The sequence below is a fragment of the Streptomyces sp. bgisy130 genome (assembly GCF_057708345.1).
Genome location: NZ_JBYISA010000001.1, coordinates 41,209 through 55,774 on the forward strand (window position 1 = coordinate 41,209; position 14,566 = coordinate 55,774).

Annotated in this window: 9 protein-coding genes and 2 pseudogenes; 3 read left to right on the forward strand and 8 right to left on the reverse strand. The window is 68.1% G+C overall.

The window, feature by feature from the left end:
* Positions 1-10 precede the first annotated feature (10 nt).
* The 3 genes from AC3EUV_RS00175 to AC3EUV_RS00185 form a co-directional block, all read right to left on the reverse strand.
* Positions 11-406 (reverse strand): DUF3592 domain-containing protein, encoded by a 396-nt coding sequence (locus tag AC3EUV_RS00175; protein ID WP_432140990.1) that lies wholly within the window; start codon positions 404-406, stop codon positions 11-13.
* A 322-nt stretch (positions 407-728) separates the two neighbouring features.
* On the reverse strand, positions 729-1,382 hold the full coding sequence (locus AC3EUV_RS00180; protein WP_432140991.1) for a hypothetical protein: 654 nt from the start codon (positions 1,380-1,382) through the stop codon (positions 729-731).
* 13 nt (positions 1,383-1,395) lie between these two features.
* Entirely contained in the window at positions 1,396-2,898 is a 1,503-nt protein-coding gene (locus AC3EUV_RS00185) for an alpha/beta hydrolase (protein WP_432140992.1), read from the reverse strand.
* A gap of 206 nt (positions 2,899-3,104) precedes the next feature.
* Here AC3EUV_RS00185 and AC3EUV_RS00190 point away from each other — a divergent pair, with 206 nt between their 5' ends.
* On the forward strand, positions 3,105-4,289 hold the full coding sequence (locus AC3EUV_RS00190; RefSeq protein WP_432140993.1) for a sensor histidine kinase: 1,185 nt from the start codon (positions 3,105-3,107) through the stop codon (positions 4,287-4,289).
* Positions 4,290-4,967 carry a response regulator gene (locus AC3EUV_RS00195; RefSeq protein WP_432140994.1) on the forward strand — a complete coding sequence of 226 codons (678 nt, stop codon included), beginning with the start codon at positions 4,290-4,292 and terminating at the stop codon, positions 4,965-4,967.
* A gap of 23 nt (positions 4,968-4,990) precedes the next feature.
* On the opposite strand, the pseudogene AC3EUV_RS00200 reads toward AC3EUV_RS00195, so the two are convergent.
* A pseudogene (locus tag AC3EUV_RS00200) lies at positions 4,991-5,139 on the reverse strand (ADP-ribosylglycohydrolase family protein); the annotation flags it as partial.
* 488 nt (positions 5,140-5,627) lie between these two features.
* Positions 5,628-5,990, reverse strand: a pseudogene (locus AC3EUV_RS00205) (DDE-type integrase/transposase/recombinase); the annotation flags it as partial.
* A gap of 146 nt (positions 5,991-6,136) precedes the next feature.
* On the opposite strand from AC3EUV_RS00205, the gene AC3EUV_RS00210 reads away from it, so the two are divergent.
* Entirely contained in the window at positions 6,137-8,089 is a 1,953-nt protein-coding gene (locus tag AC3EUV_RS00210) for a serine/threonine-protein kinase (RefSeq protein ID WP_432140995.1), read from the forward strand.
* 461 nt (positions 8,090-8,550) lie between these two features.
* On the opposite strand, the gene AC3EUV_RS00215 is transcribed toward AC3EUV_RS00210, so the two are convergent.
* The 3 genes from AC3EUV_RS00215 to AC3EUV_RS00225 all read right to left on the reverse strand — a co-directional run bounded on the left by AC3EUV_RS00215 (position 8,551) and on the right by AC3EUV_RS00225 (position 14,561).
* Positions 8,551-8,889 carry a helix-turn-helix domain-containing protein gene (locus tag AC3EUV_RS00215; protein WP_432140996.1) on the reverse strand — a complete coding sequence of 113 codons (339 nt, stop codon included), beginning with the start codon at positions 8,887-8,889 and terminating at the stop codon, positions 8,551-8,553.
* A 561-nt stretch (positions 8,890-9,450) separates the two neighbouring features.
* The gene (locus AC3EUV_RS00220; protein WP_432140997.1) at positions 9,451-9,798 is read right to left on the reverse strand and encodes a hypothetical protein; all 348 of its coding nucleotides are present in this window, start codon (positions 9,796-9,798) and stop codon (positions 9,451-9,453) included.
* Positions 9,799-9,833: 35 nt separating this feature from the next.
* Positions 9,834-14,561, reverse strand: a complete 4,728-nt coding sequence (locus AC3EUV_RS00225) for a trypsin-like peptidase domain-containing protein (RefSeq protein ID WP_432140998.1) — start codon at positions 14,559-14,561, stop codon at positions 9,834-9,836.
* Positions 14,562-14,566: the final 5 nt, after the last annotated feature.

A 14,566-nucleotide genomic window follows, 5' to 3' on the forward strand; every position in this document is an offset into this window, starting at 1 on the left:
GCGTGTCGGCTCACCGGCGGACGAGCTCCCAGACCGCGAGGCCCGCGAACAGACAGCCGAACGCGAGGCTCGGCACGATCCTCCACAAGCTTCTCCAGGCGATGTCGATCCGCGCGGTCCCCGGGGCGCTGGGAAGGTAGATCACCAGGGCCGGACCCCCCACACGCAGGCCCGAGTGCCCCGTTCCCTGGTCCCGCAACTCGCGCATGTAGCCCTGGTCGTCGACGAATTCGACCACCGCGTGTTGGGTGGGGCCACTTCCTCCTGTGCCGGAACTCGACTCGTATCGGGCCACCAGGCCCCTGGCACGGATCCCGTGGCGCCGCAAGCGGTAGTGGGTTACGGCCTCATCGACGCCGTACCCCATGATGGCCAAACCGATCACCAGGAACACCACCAAACCCATCGGCGTCTCTCCTTCAGCGCCTCGCCGTGCTCTTCGGGCATTTCATGCCCAGGAAAGGGACGCTCCGCTGACCAGCGGCGGTTCCTGGTGCAAAGGATGTGCGCCGGCACCCCGGCGCCGACCGGCCCAGCCCGCCGCGGCGCGAGGCCGCCCTCCCGTCCCGATCGCGGTCATCGACGACCCGGCCCTGCCGGAGGTGCTGGCCGAACTCGCGGCGGGCCTGCCAGCCGGCGAACGAGAGGCCCTCGAAGTGGTCCAGGCCCAGGGCTATTCAGTTCGCGGGCCGCCGGCGCCGCTGCGACGCCTCGGGTGGTTGGGCGGATCAGCCCGCTGCGCCGTCCAGCAGGTGGCTGTGGCGCAGTAGTAGTGCCCGTTCTGTGCTGGCTGCCAAGGTGGCGACGCCGATCGCGATGTTGCCCCACTTCGGCACGTCGATGGGCGAGGTGAAGGACCCGGTGTGCTGGGCGATGGCCTCGGACTTGGTCAGCTGTTCGGCAAGTTGTGGGACGAGGACGGCCAGGGCGGTGACGAGCACGCACAGCGAGAGGAGACCGATGGTGCGGCTGAGCGCGGGGTGCGCGCGGTCGAGGCGCGCCCGGCGTCCCTCGGCGGAGTCGGGGTCCGGGACCAGCTGGAACTCGTGGCCTTCGTCGGTGACGTAGTGGCAGCGCTTGAGGCCGAATCCGCTCATCTTCACTTCGACGGTGCCGCCCGGGACGGGGAAGACGGCAGGGAGCTTGGACACGGCGTGCAGCCTGCCGTCGAGATACAGGTGGGCCTTGACGTTGCCGGACGACTGGTTCTGCCAGTGCCTGACGTCGACGGCGTAGACCGTCTCGCGGCCGTCTTCGCCCGCCAGCCGCAGATGGAACAGGGCGCGGAAAGGCAACTGCCACCAGTGGAAACGCTTCAACTCTCGCCCGTCCCCGGGCATGACCCGCTGTATGGCACGACGGTGCCGCCACTCCTTGATCATGCGTCCGCTCCCGTTACTTGTTCGGCTTGAGCTGCTTGTTCGGCCCCGCCGCGCAGGCGAGGTCCTCGGCCGGGCGCTGTCCGTTGGTCAGGAACGCTGTCACCGTGTTGTTCGCACACGTGTTGCGGCCGAACGGGTAGACACCGTGCCCGCCCTGGTCGGCGGTCACCATCGTGGCCCGGTCGCCGAATGCCCGCCGCAGCTTCATGGCGCCGACCAGCGGTGTCCCCGGGTCGCGTTCGTTCTGCACCATCAGTACGTTCGACGGGCCGCGGTCACCGATCTGCACCGGCGGCTCGACCCGGCTGTCCGGCCAGTACGCGCAGGGCTTGATGTTTCCGGTGGTCCCGCCCAGCATCGGGTACTTCAGCCGGTCGATCGCGGCATTGCGCTGGTAGTCCCGGACCTTGCCGGGCCAACGCGAGTCACCGCACGTCACGTAGAAGTGGCTGGCCAGGAAGTTCTCCGAGATCTTCGGCGGCGCAATCGGCAGCGGTTTGCCCTGGTCCAGCGCCTGCCATCCCTTGGCCAGTTGGGGCATGAGGCCCTCGACGTAGAGGTGCTCGAACGTCACCCCGCGGAACTGCGTCCCGTCGGTGTCACCGACCGGTTCGGCGTCCAGCCGCTTCACGAGTTCGAAGAACTTGGCGGTCACCTGCTTCGGCGTGGTGCCCAGACCGTACTCGGGGTGCGCGGCGGCGTACGCCGCGAAGTCCGGGAACCGGTCCTCCATTCCGCGGCCGAGCAAGCGGAAGTTCTCCAGGTCGTAGCCGCCGGGGCCCATGTTGCTGTCGAGCACGATCCGGTCGCTGCGCTCGGGGAACAGCGTCGTATAGACCGCGCCGAGGTAGCTGCCGTAGGAGGCACCGAGGAAGGACGCCTTCGGCTCGCCCAGCGCCGCCCGGATCCGGTCCATGTCGCGTGCGGTGTTCGCGGTGGTGGTGTACGGCAGCATCCACGCCGTCCGCGACGTGGCGCACTGTTCGGCTATGGTCCGCGCGTACGGTGCCTCTTTGGCGACGTCGGCCGCGGTGTGCGCGTACGGCGGGAAGTTGCCGCGTGCCTGCTGCTGCGGGGTCAGGTCGCAGGTGACCGGCGTGCTGCGGCCGACGCCACGCGGGTCGAAGCCGATCACGTCGTAGGAGTCGAGGACGTCCTTCGGCAGCCCAGCGCCGGCGAGCTGGGCCGGGTAGTCCACCCCGGAGCCACCGGGGCCGCCCGGGTTGGTCAGCAGCACACCGCGGCGCTTGGAAGGGTTCTTGCTCGCCAGGCGGGAGACGGCGATCTCGATCTGCCGGCCGTCGGGATCGCGGTAGTCCAGCGGGACGTCGAGCGTCGCGCATTCAAGACGGGGCGCGTCGGCGTTCTGCGATTCGGTCTTCTGCGGACACGGGCCCCACCGCAGGGAGTCCGGCGTGGCCGTCACCGTGTCCGGAGTCGCCATCGCCGACGCTCCCGAAATCGCGGCGGCCGCGACCGCGGTGGCGACGAGGGCGAGGGACAGGGTTTTACGCATCAGGTGTCCTCCTGGGGGGCGCACGAGGTCGCGCGCCGAAGCGGTCGGGTGACGGATACGAGTCTGTTCACCCGGCGTCACCGGCACATCGGCCCGGCGGCTCGAGTCACCTTCGACCAAAGTCGAAGTGGTGATCCGACTCTGGGAGAGGGGGGAGTGTCCCTGGGTCTGGTGCAGCGGCCGCACGGGTTCGCGACAATGACCGGATGAACACGGACGTCACGCCACGGCTCGGGGGGTGGCAGCAGACATGGCGGCTGGTGGCGGCGGCTGCCCTGGGCATTCCTTTCTGGATCTCTACCGGTGCGGCGCTGCCGCGGGGGTGCGCGGCCGACACCTGTTCCTGGTTGGTCACCGGTGATCCGCTGGTGGCTCTCGGCTGCCTGACGGCGCTCCTGTGGCGGCGACGGTTCCCGCTCGCCGTCGCCATGGCGGTCGCCATCGCCTCGGGCGCGTCGACACTCGCCATCGGTGCCGCGCTTCTGGCTCTGTGCTCGATCTCCACTCGTCGCCGTCCGGTGGAGATCGGAGTCGTCGCGCTCGTCTACGTGGCCGCGTCGCAATTCACCCTCGTGCTCTACCCGATCAAGAGTCCGCCCGGCTCGATATGGCTCCAACTCGCACTCCCGGCACTGAGCGCGGGCATCGCGGTGGCCATAGGCGTGGCCATCGGCGCACGGCGCGTCGAGGTGCGGTCCTTGCGAGAGCGGGCAGAGAGCGCGGAACGGGAACAGACCGCACGGGCGGCGCAGGCACGGGCCCTGGAACGGAACCGGATCGCCCGGGAGATGCACGACGTGCTCGCGCACCGGATCTCCCTGGTCGCCATGCAGGCCGGAGTGCTGGACCACCGCGGCAACCTCACCACCGAGGAGAACCGCACGCTGATCCGTGGCATCGCCGACGGCTCCCACCAAGCGCTGGAAGAACTACGAGACGTCCTCGGTGTGCTCCGCGCCGACCCGGGCAGCCCGGAACCGCCACAGCCCTCCCTCGACCGGATCCCGGAGCTGGTGGCTGACGCCCGCACTTCTGGACTGGACGTCACACTCACCACCACGGTGACGGGAAATCCGTCCGACGTCGTGGGACGGACCTGCTACCGGGTCATCCAGGAAGGACTGACCAACGCCGCCAAACACGCCCCTGGCGCCCCCATACACATCACCGTCGAAGGAACAGCCGGCGACGAACTGCACGTAAGCGTCCACAACTCCCCGGCCACCACGACGACCACCGGGCCGCCGGCATCAGGATTCGGCCTGCTCGGCCTCGCCGAACGCATCACCCTCGCCGGCGGAGAACTCAGAAACCACCCGACACCCGACGGCGGATACGTCCTCACCGCGCAACTACCCTGGCCGAACCACGACCACGAAAAGAGAAGCTGAGTGGACAGCGAGCGGGAGCCGGTGCGTGTCGTCATCGTCGACGACGAACAACTGGTGCGGCTGGCGCTACGACTCGTCATCGACGGCGAACCGGACCTGACCGTCGTCGCGGAGGCGGCCGACGGGGACGCCGCGATCACCGTGGTGGACGAGCAGCGGCCGGACGTCGTGCTGATGGACATCCGGATGCCCGGCCGTGACGGTCTCAGCACGACCCGGGAACTCCTCACCCGGCCGGCGCCGCCCCGGGTGCTCATGCTGACCACATTCGACTCCGACGATCTGGTGCTCGGCGCGCTGCGCGCCGGAGCCCTCGGGTTCGTGCTGAAGGACACCCCGCCGGCGCGGATTCTCGACGCGGTGCGGACAGTCGCGGACGGGAACCCCGTGCTGTCCCCGGCGGCCACGGCACGAGTGATCGCCGCAGCCACCGGGCCACAGTCCTCCGAGGCTCGCCGCTCGTCCCGCGAAGCCGCGCGGAAACAGCTGTCCGCGCTCAGCGAACGGGAACTCGACACCGCCCGGGCCATCGCGGACGGGCTGGGCAACCCGGCGATCGCCGAGCGGCTGCACATCAGCATCGCGACCGTCAAGGCGCACACAGGCAACCTGTTCGCCAAGCTGGCGGTCGAAAACCGGGTGCAGATCGCACTCCTGGTCCGCGACGCAGAGCAATGACCGGCCACCCGGCACCCGGACGACTACCTCGGGTACCTCGCCAGCCACCCCGGTGAAGCGCCTGAGGGGCCGGGCAGCGCAGCCCCTGGGTCATCTCCGTCGTGAAGGCGTCCGCCAGTTCCAGGATCGTGAGGTGGCCCTCCAGTTCGGCCAGCCAGGCCGGCGGGAGGGCTCAGCCGGGCAGGAGCGCCGACAGCATCGGGTCGCTTTCGATCTTCTGCTGGGTAAGCCGGAAGCAGGGAGATGAGGACCGCGTCCCCGTCATCGGCGATCCTTCGGGCCGCCTTGTGGGCTGCCGAGACCTCCGCCTTGGAGGGATCTCGTTCCCACATCTCGATCAGGGTGCTGCGGATGCTGACTGTGTCCCGGCTGGCCAGCGCATTCTGCAGGGCCTGGTGAAAGGTCTCCGCCATCGATGCCATGACCGCGATTGTCACGACCGGCTGGCCCGGGGCCGTGCGCTTGAGGCGGCGCCCGGTGTATTCCGCCATACGGCAGATACGTACGGGGCGTCGCCGCCAACGGTTTCCTGGGACATCGTGCGAATTCCCGACGGACTCTGAACACTCCGACTTGGCTTTGAGCAGGTGTAGCGACAGTAGACGTGCACCGGTTCGGGAGGCGCTCGCCCGGGGCCGGAGTCGATGTGCACGAGAACGAGAACGTGCCGTTGAGGGCCTCGGCCATGGCGCTGTCATAGCTGTCGGCGACGGAGCCGACGGACGCGGTTGCGCCGGCCTCGATGAGCCGTTCGCCGTAGCGGATGGACACGTATTGCGAACCGCGGTCGCTGTGATGAATGAGACCCGAGCCCTACTTGCTCCCGCGCCGCCACAGGCCCATCTCCAGCGCGTCCAGTGGAAGATCGGTGCGCATATGGGTGGCAAGCTGCCATCCGACGATCATTCGTGAGTACACGTCCAGGACGAAGGCGACGTAGACCCAGCCCGACCAGGTGCGGATGTAGGTGAGGTCGGCGACCCGGAGCTGGTTGGGGCGGTGGGCGGCGAAGTGCCGGTTGAGGGACGCCGCGGCGGATGAGCTCGCTCGGGGGTGTCCGCCACGACTCACCCATCAGTCCGGGGTTCGAGTCGGGAACCAGCCAAATACCAAGCACAGCAGGTGAGTCATGCTCACCCCGTTCATCTTCCCCTGAGTATCGTCCTTGCATGAACCTTCTGAGCCCGGACGATCCGCGTGCGATAGGGCCCTATCGACTTCTCGGGGTGCTCGGAGAAGGGGGTATGGGCCGGGTGTACCTCGCGCGGTCCGAAGGGGGGCGGACCGTCGCCGTGAAGGTTGTGCGGGCCGAGTTCGCCAGGCAGGACGACTTCCAGCAGCGGTTCGCGCGGGAGGTCGACGCCGCACGGCGCGTGGGCGGCGACTGGACGGCGCCGGTCCTGGACTTCGACACGAGTGCCGCGACACCCTGGGTCGCCACCGGCTACGTACCGGGTCCCGACCTCCAGACCGTCGTCGCCGACGACTACGGCCCGCTGCCCGAGCACTCGCTGCGCACCCTCGCGAACCGGCTCGCGCTCGCCCTGGAGGCCATCCACGACGCCGGCCTCGTGCACCGGGACCTGAAGCCGTCCAACGTCCTGGTCACCGTCGACGGCCCCCGCGTCATCGACTTCGGCATCGCCCGCGCCCTGGACGCCGTTTCCGGCAACGGCTTCCGTACCCGCACCGGCGTTGTCATCGGCTCGCCCGGCTTCATGTCGCCCGAGCAGGCGCGGGGGCTCGAAGTCGGCCCGCAGGGCGACGTGTTCAGCCTCGGTTCCGTCCTCGCGTACGCGGCGACCGGGCGGCTTCCGTTCGCCAGCCACTCCGGCGGGCTGCACGCGCAGTTGTTCGCGGTGGCCGAGGGAGAGCCGGACCTGGAGGGCGTGCCGGAGGATGTGCTCGGGCTCGTACGCCAGTGCCTGGAGAAGGCGCCCGAGGAACGGCCCACGCCTACGGAGCTTGCGGCCCGCACCGCCGCCGGGCAGGTGCGGCCGTGGCTTCCTGGAGAGGTGCTTGAGCAACTGGGAAGGCATGCGGCGTGGTTGCTGGATCTGGATCCGCAGGGACGTACGTCGGGTGTGCCTGCGGATACGCAGCCGGACGTGCCGGCGGAGGCTCCAATGGATATGCGGGCGGACATGCAGCCGGACATTCCGGTGGATGCGCATGTGCCGGTGGATGCACGTGAGAAGGTACAGCCCGACGTGCCGGTGGTTGCTTCGGTGGGCACCCCGACGCCCGGCGGCCGCCCCACACGGCCGAGTGCCCCGCCCGCGCAGTCACGGTTCAAGCGGGCCCGATTCCTCGGCGCTGTCGTCGGAGTGCTGGTTCTCTCCGTCGGTGTGCCGATCGCGGCGAACTCCTGGGACGGCAAGGGTGCGGACCCCGGTGGAAGCGGCGGTACGAACGGTGGTGTGAACGGCAGCACGGAGGCCACCCCGGCGGCGGTGGCCGTGCCGAAGAGATTCCTCGGGGCGTGGGAGGGCGTGCCGTTGAGCGACACGCGCATACGTGTCGAGTTCAAGAAGGACGAGCAGCACCGCACGGTCGCCAGGTCCTTCTTCCTGACCGGCACCTCGCTCTGCGTGGTGAACAAGGAACCGAAGAAGGTGTCCAAGGGCTCGGTTTCCCTGGGGGACGCCCGTAGCGAGAACGCCTTCGGCGGCGGCACGTGCAAGTTCCTGCCGTCGTACACCCTGAAGACCCGTAAGGACGGCAACCTCGACTTTGCCACCGACAACGGCCAGTACAAGGCCGTCCTTTTCAAGGCCAGGGCCGGCAAGGCGCCCGTGCCCGAGAAATACGTGGGGCAGTGGGTGCCCAAGGGCGAGGAGGACCACCCGACGGCCCAGGTCACCATCAAGCAGGCGAGGACCGGGGATATCTTCGTCGAGGGCTGGGACAACTCCCTACAGAAACGCTGCGCTTGGAAAGAGGTCCTGGTGTTCGTGAACGACACCGGTCTCATCTCCAGGCCGTTCTACCGGCGCGGGTCGGCGCATCCCTGCGGCATGGCTCCCACCGGCGCCCGTGGGTACGCCCTCGCCGACTCCGGCATCCTGTCCATGAGCAATGCGGCGCAGAAGTTGGAGTTCGTCCGCAAGCCCGGCGCGTAGCACCCGCACCACCCTGTGCCTGCTGGCCCACCGGATCGAGCAGCTCACTGAGCAGATCCGAGACGTGGCGCCGCTTGGCCCTGCTCGCGGAACGCCACATCCCGCAGCTGCTGGCTGTGGTGGGTATCGGCCCGGATACGGCCGTGACTCTGTTGATCACGATGGGGGACAACCCGGAGCGGCTGGGCAGCGAGGCATCGTTTGCCGCCCTCCACCGGATCGTGCAGACCCGCCTGCGCTTCGACCCACGCACCCAGAACTACTACGAACGTCGCACCAAGGAGGGCAAAACCCGATACGCGAAATCGTCCGATGCCTCAAACGCTACGCCGCCCGCGAGGTCTTCCACCTGGTCAGGCCCACACAGCCATGCCCCCCCCGTCATAGGGGCTGTGAGACGAGAGGCCCCGCCGGAATGCTCCGGCGGGGCCACTACGCACGGCGGTTATGGCGGCGCAGTGTCAGGCTCGGGCACCGTTGTACTCCGGCTCTCCGCTTTCGAGAACCCGGAGCAGGGAGGCGGTGACGATACGTGTGCTACGGCCGATGCGCAGCACACGGCATGGGAACTCCCCGCGACGAGCCAGGTCGTACCCCTTCGCACGCGAGAACCCCAACGCCCTGGAAGCATCCTCCACGCTCCCCGTTCCGTCCCAGGTGGCGCGGATGCTCGTGGGGCTAAACCGGGCGCCCTGAACCACGTTGGTTTGTTCGTGCATTTTGCGATTCTCCGGTGCAAGAATAGTGCTGCTTACGCGTGGTCGATACGGTTGAAGCTGCCAAAATGATGCGGCTCTCATTGCGCGCTGAGGCCGACGTCGGCCAACCCAATGCAAGATCGACCTGTCTCCCGGGTCCCCTTGGGAGTAATGATGCTCTGCTGTTTGCGGCGCGGTCGACTTGGGGACGCAGATAGGCGTCCCATGGGATCGGGAGCGTGGACGGTACTCATCCCATAGGGGTGCGCGGCTACGTTGGGTGCTGAAGGACGTGGAGCAAGTTGCATTGACGGGCGTCTCGGCGATTCCCTTCGTTGCGTGGTCAAGTAGTGCTGGTGGACTATTTAATGATCCACGGGATCGCCGGTTTGGCTAACCGGCGATCCCGCGCTATGTTGCTTCGCTTCGAATCAATCGGCGTCTATCTGTCTCTTGTGTGGAGAGCCGCTCAACCCCAACTCGACGGCCACGCTATGAATCGGCCTACCTTCGCCTTGCGGAGCGGCCAGAGCGACGTCGCCACTTGCAAGCACGCACTGCGGACCATCTCCATGTTCGCGGAGATGCGCCGCCGAATCAGATCCACGCCTTGAAACAGTATTGCGCTCCGAGTGATCGCAAGTCGTGCGGCTGGCCAGTTCGTCAGGTCGGCGAAGCCGTGCTCGCGGGCCGCGCGTTCGCGGCTGACCAGCTTGTTCGCTCTGGGATGGCCCCGGGTCGCTTTGCGGTGACGATCAGCGGGTCGTCGGGGTCATCGTCCAGTTCGATGAAGCCGAGGTCCTCCAGCGCCCTGAGGCCGGCCTCCCGCAGCTTGACAGTGATCTTGTTGTGCCGGGCGGTGGTGACTCGCTGGAGCGGCCCGGCCGTGCCGCCGAGTTGCAGACCAGGTTCCCCTTCTCGTCGGTCAGCGCGAGAAACAGCAATAGTAGGCGAGGGCGAGCGGCCTGGTTCGGGCGACGGGGTGCGACATCGTTTCTGCGCGAAGTCCACGCCGAGTACTAGAAGTTGCGAATCGCCACATGACATCAATGGCCAGATGCTGTCCGAGCAACGCGAGTTGGCTTTGCCTCGCCGACATGCCGGGAGTGGGTGAACTCCTCGACAATTCCCCGGCCCGATTCCGGCCCGCCCACACCGAGCAGCAGCGGCGACAGCCCCAACAGGTCGGCGGCTAGGTCCTCGCGGCCGCTGTGCTGCACTTGCTGCAGCCACGTACGGACGATTAGCCAACGGTCCGAGAGGCCAAGCTCCTCCCAGCGGCCAGCCGCCCTTGCCCAGACGACCGCACGCCGTCCGAAGGCGCCGGAGCCGAAGCCGCCCATCCCGATCGTGACGTACTCGGCCCACCGAACGAGGCTCGCGGCCGGAAGGAACTCAGCCATGCCAGCAAGCGCGTGCGACCGCTCGGCGGCGAAGGGAATCCCGGGCAACAGGGCGAACGCCGAAGCCTCGTCACCGAGTTCGGCGTACCTCACCGCCGCTGCCGCCAAGAGATGCCCGCGTGCGGCGGGGGACAGTCGTATGTCCCGGAACCAGAGGCGTGGAACGATGGGGAACATCCGATCCAAGTGCGTGGCGTCGAAGACCACCAGAAGCCGGGACAACGCACCTGCCCATAGGTCGCTCTTGTGGAAAAAAGACTCACCCCTGATCAACTCGTCGGGCAGGAGGCTGTCCAGGTGTGCGCGACGTACCTCGTCGGGGACGGCGAGCAGGAAAAGTCTGCCTAGGCGAGAGTCGACCTCCAACAGCTCACGCGGAACGTGGTCGGCCTCCAACACTCGCTCGGGGTCGTCTTCCGATACCAGTTCATGAAGCACGGCGTCACTGAGGTTGTTTCGTGCGCCCGGACACCAGGTGACGTGGCAGCCCGCACGCGAGGCCCCCACCGCCGCTAGCGCATCCGGTAGGTCCGGTGGCAGTGGATAGAGGGACAGGGCCGCGGTGCGCGCACCCTCGAAGCCGTCCCGTGCGGCGATTCTGGTCAAATGGCGCAGCAGGATGTCGTCGAGCTCTGGGTGTTCCCCGAGCAGGCCGAGCGCCTCGGAGATCGCCCGGAGCTCGGCCGTCGCAAGCTCGCTGAAGGCAATCCGGGGAAGCAGCGTCCGTAGCGTTTCAACAGCGAAGTGATGGCTGCGGAATGTTCGAATGACACTCAGTGTCTCCTCTGCCGTTATCGCGCGTGAGGGCGGGAGCGCCGTGAGTGCAGCGCACCGCAGCGAGTCCACGCCGATCGCATCGGCGATTTCCGGAATCGGTACGGGGGGTGTCAGCAGGGTCTTCACAAGTGCGGTCGCCGCGTCCCCCGGCGTGTCGCCGGCGCGTGCGAGGTCGAGGGCCTCCACCGCCTCTTCGGTGCCGCCGGCGGCCAGCGCGGCGAGGGCAGCGCCTTCGGCGGTGGGAAGTACTCCCATCTCGGCGCCAGCGGCCCTCACCAGGCTCAGCATTCTTCTCGACTGGTGGGCGTCCAGGGACTCGGTGATGACGCCGAGGTCGTCGAGCAGACCGGGCAGGGTCGGGTGTCCGGCGATGAAGTCCAGCACCCACTCCGCCTGCCCGGCAGCCGCGATCGCGCGGAGCAGCTCCCGCCGGTCGGCCCGCTCCGGCTCCTCGGATAGCCGTGCACCGAGGTCCCGCAGGGTGTCGCCGCGGGTCCGGTCGTCGAGCCGGGCCAGGAGTCTGCCGAGCGACGAGGGAGTGAGGTGCTTCGCGCCGTGAGCCATGACCATCGCGGCGACCTCCCCCGGGTCTCCCGAAAGGTAGGGCATCAGTTCGGCCGCCTGCGCGGCCCGTTCTGCCAGGTCTTCCCGTTCGTGCCTATCCCGGACCAGGCTCTTCTCCTGGTCATAAAGCAGCGCAGCCAGCTCGAAGTCCTGCTCGTCAATGGCATGCTCCTTGTCGCGCCGGAGTCGGCTGATCCGATCGTCCAGTGCCTCCACGGTGTTTCGGGCCTGCACAGCTGTCCCGACGGCCTCGCTGATCTGTGGCCAGTCAGCGTCCGGGATCCAGGGCGCCACTACCTTCAGCAGGTCCTGATTGGCGAAGACGTCATCCGCTGATGTGAGGGTGAAGGGTGATGGGGCTCCCAGGAGCTGGAGGGCTTCCGAGGCCGGGTCCCGCCCGATGGCTGCGGTGGCCGTCTCGCGATCGATCTGCTCCGTCATCGACCGGACGATCCCGAGGGCCCGCGCGGGGGGCTCGCTCGCCGCGATGGCGAACAGGGTGCGCACCAGGAGGGTCCGTGTATCGCTTTCCAGGACCCGGGCGAGCTCCAGTGCCGCAGCGACGTGAGCCTGCTGAAACTCGTACGGGAGTGTCGGCAGGACGGCGAGCGCCTCCTCCACCTGACCCGTGTTAGCCAGGTGGAGGACGTAGCCGACCATCGCGTCGACAACGGCTTCCGGCTCGCCCTCTTCCTGCACGGCCGTGCACAGGACGGCTACGTGTTCGTTAGCGGCCCGGCTCAGCTCGGGCGCGACCAGCCGCAGTGCGTGGCCGCGTTCGTAGGGCGAGGCGAGGCTCTGTACGTAGGCGAGTGCTTGCCGGTCCGTCCACAGACGCTGGTGGCGCAGCTGCGCCACCAGCCCCGGAGTGATCAGGGCGGCGTTGACTGAGGCGTCCACCATCGCGACCTGGCAGGTGATCTGCTCCGGCAGGCGCGCGGCCATTTGGCCGGATGCGATCGCGTCGTCGTTCTCCGCCTCGGCTGCCCGGATAGCCCGGCGTACGTCGCCCAGGTGTCCCTGGAACTCCTCGGTGGCGAACTCCCAGGCCGCGCCCCAGTCCGCGCCGACCAGGGTGAACAATTCTGCCGCGGAAGCGTGGGCCCGTTCCAGGTGTGCTCCGTAGAAGCGCACCGGGTAGGTGTGTGCCGCCCGAGCGGCCTCGGGGCCCTGCTGGACGGCCTGCAGGGTGGTCCGGCCCCAGGAGAGGTACGCCTCGTCGTATGTCTTTAGCTCCCCGTCGCGCGCCAGCTCGCCGCGGCGGTGCTCGGCCAGGCGTGGATGGGAGAGGGCGTAGGTGGTGTCGGGCGTCGTCTTGGCGCTGTCGGTGATGACCCATCGGCCCAGATCGTTCAGGGCGGCGGTGAGTTCATCCCCACCCGACAGCCCGAATCTCTTGGCGATCCACAGGAGATCAAGTCTGCGGATCGGGCCGAGCGCACACGCCAGGAGGCTGTAGAGCTGTCCGACTCGGGCCCCTCTGGAGGCGATCGGCCCTTCCCAGAGCAGCTCCTGGCCCGCCCACCAGCGCTGCATATAGCCGTCGAGACCGTATGGAGCGGGCAGATGCTGCAGGTCGGCGAGCCAGGCAGTCCGGTCCGATGCGTCCTGCAGCTCCTGGAGGTACAGGCCCAGGACCAACGCATCGCCCTGCGTGACCTGATGGAGGATCGGCCTGGCCTGGTCCTGGGTCGTCTCGTCCAACGGTGGATCGAGACTTCGCAGGGCAGCGCCCACACCATCCTCGGTCAGCGGCAGGAGCGGAAGGCTCTCGGTGTTCCCAGACGACCAGCCCAAGACATCTCTCCATGCCTTGGCATCCGGGCGCTGCCCGGTTAGCCGGGCTGAGACCGCCACGTGTACACCGCTGCCGAAGGAGGAGGGGCGGAGCAGGGTCTTCGAGACGTCCCATCCGAGGGACTCGTCGAGGCCGTCGAGGACCAGCACGAGCCGGCCCCGATGCGGCGCGGGCAGGGCAAGATAGTCGGCAAGCCGTTCGCGTAGTCCGTCGACACTCGCCGCTTGAGTTGCCATCGGGTCTTCGTCGTGCAGGAGGGCCAGCCGCGCCACGGCCGCCTGAAGGACGGCATCCGCACCGCCGATGTCGTATCGCGCGCTGATGGGTACGAAGAGCGACGCCTCCTCGTCCGACGGCGTGTTCGCCAACTGCTGCCACCAGCGTGCCAGCAGGGTGGACTTGCCGGCACCCGATGGTGCAGTCACCAGCATGCACGGCGGGCCGTCGGCTGAGCGAAACCACGCGTCGAGCCGGCCCAATTCGGCGCCACGGCCGCCGAACGGCCGGTGGTCGACGGCCGTTCCCAGCTGGTCGGCAAGGAACTGTTCGATCTTCGAGGCGGACGGCAGGTTGCGTCGCGGCGGCACGCACCGAAGAAGATCCGGCCATCGCTTGGTCACCGCATCGACCGGGGTGGCGTAGAAGGCCCCACCGAGCGCGGTCCCGTCCGAGCGCGGCGGGTTCCAACGGACGATTCCCACCGCGAAACCCGGTCCCGTTCCTACATCGGCACTCGTTCGGAACAGGACGGGTCCTCCGCTTAGCCCCTGCAATGCTTTGCCCGCCGCGGCCTCGGGCGAGTGGAGTTTGAGAGTCGGCACACCTCCGAAGATCGTTGCGTCGGGCGAGTCGACGACCGCGCGGACATGGTCCAGGTCGCCTGAAAAGGGCCTTGTCAGCGGCCAACCGACTGCCAGAACAGAGTCATCGGTATGGAATCGAAGAGCGCCCAGCGGGATTGACCTGAGATTCGCCGGAGGCAAGGTAATCCGGAGAAGCGCCACGTCAAGATCGACGTCGCAGTCCTCAAGTTCGAAGCGTGTCGTGGCGCCGTCGGCGAAGAATAGTCGACCGGTGGCTGCGGGCTCGCCGCCGGAAGCACCGCTCCCACCCGGGAGGCACAGTACATGCCGCGCCGTCAGGGCGTACTCGCCGGAGATCACGAAGGCCGATCCGACCCACCCCGCGGGAGCATCGTCGGGCACGAGCCGACCGACCGCGATCGAGAACAACCGCG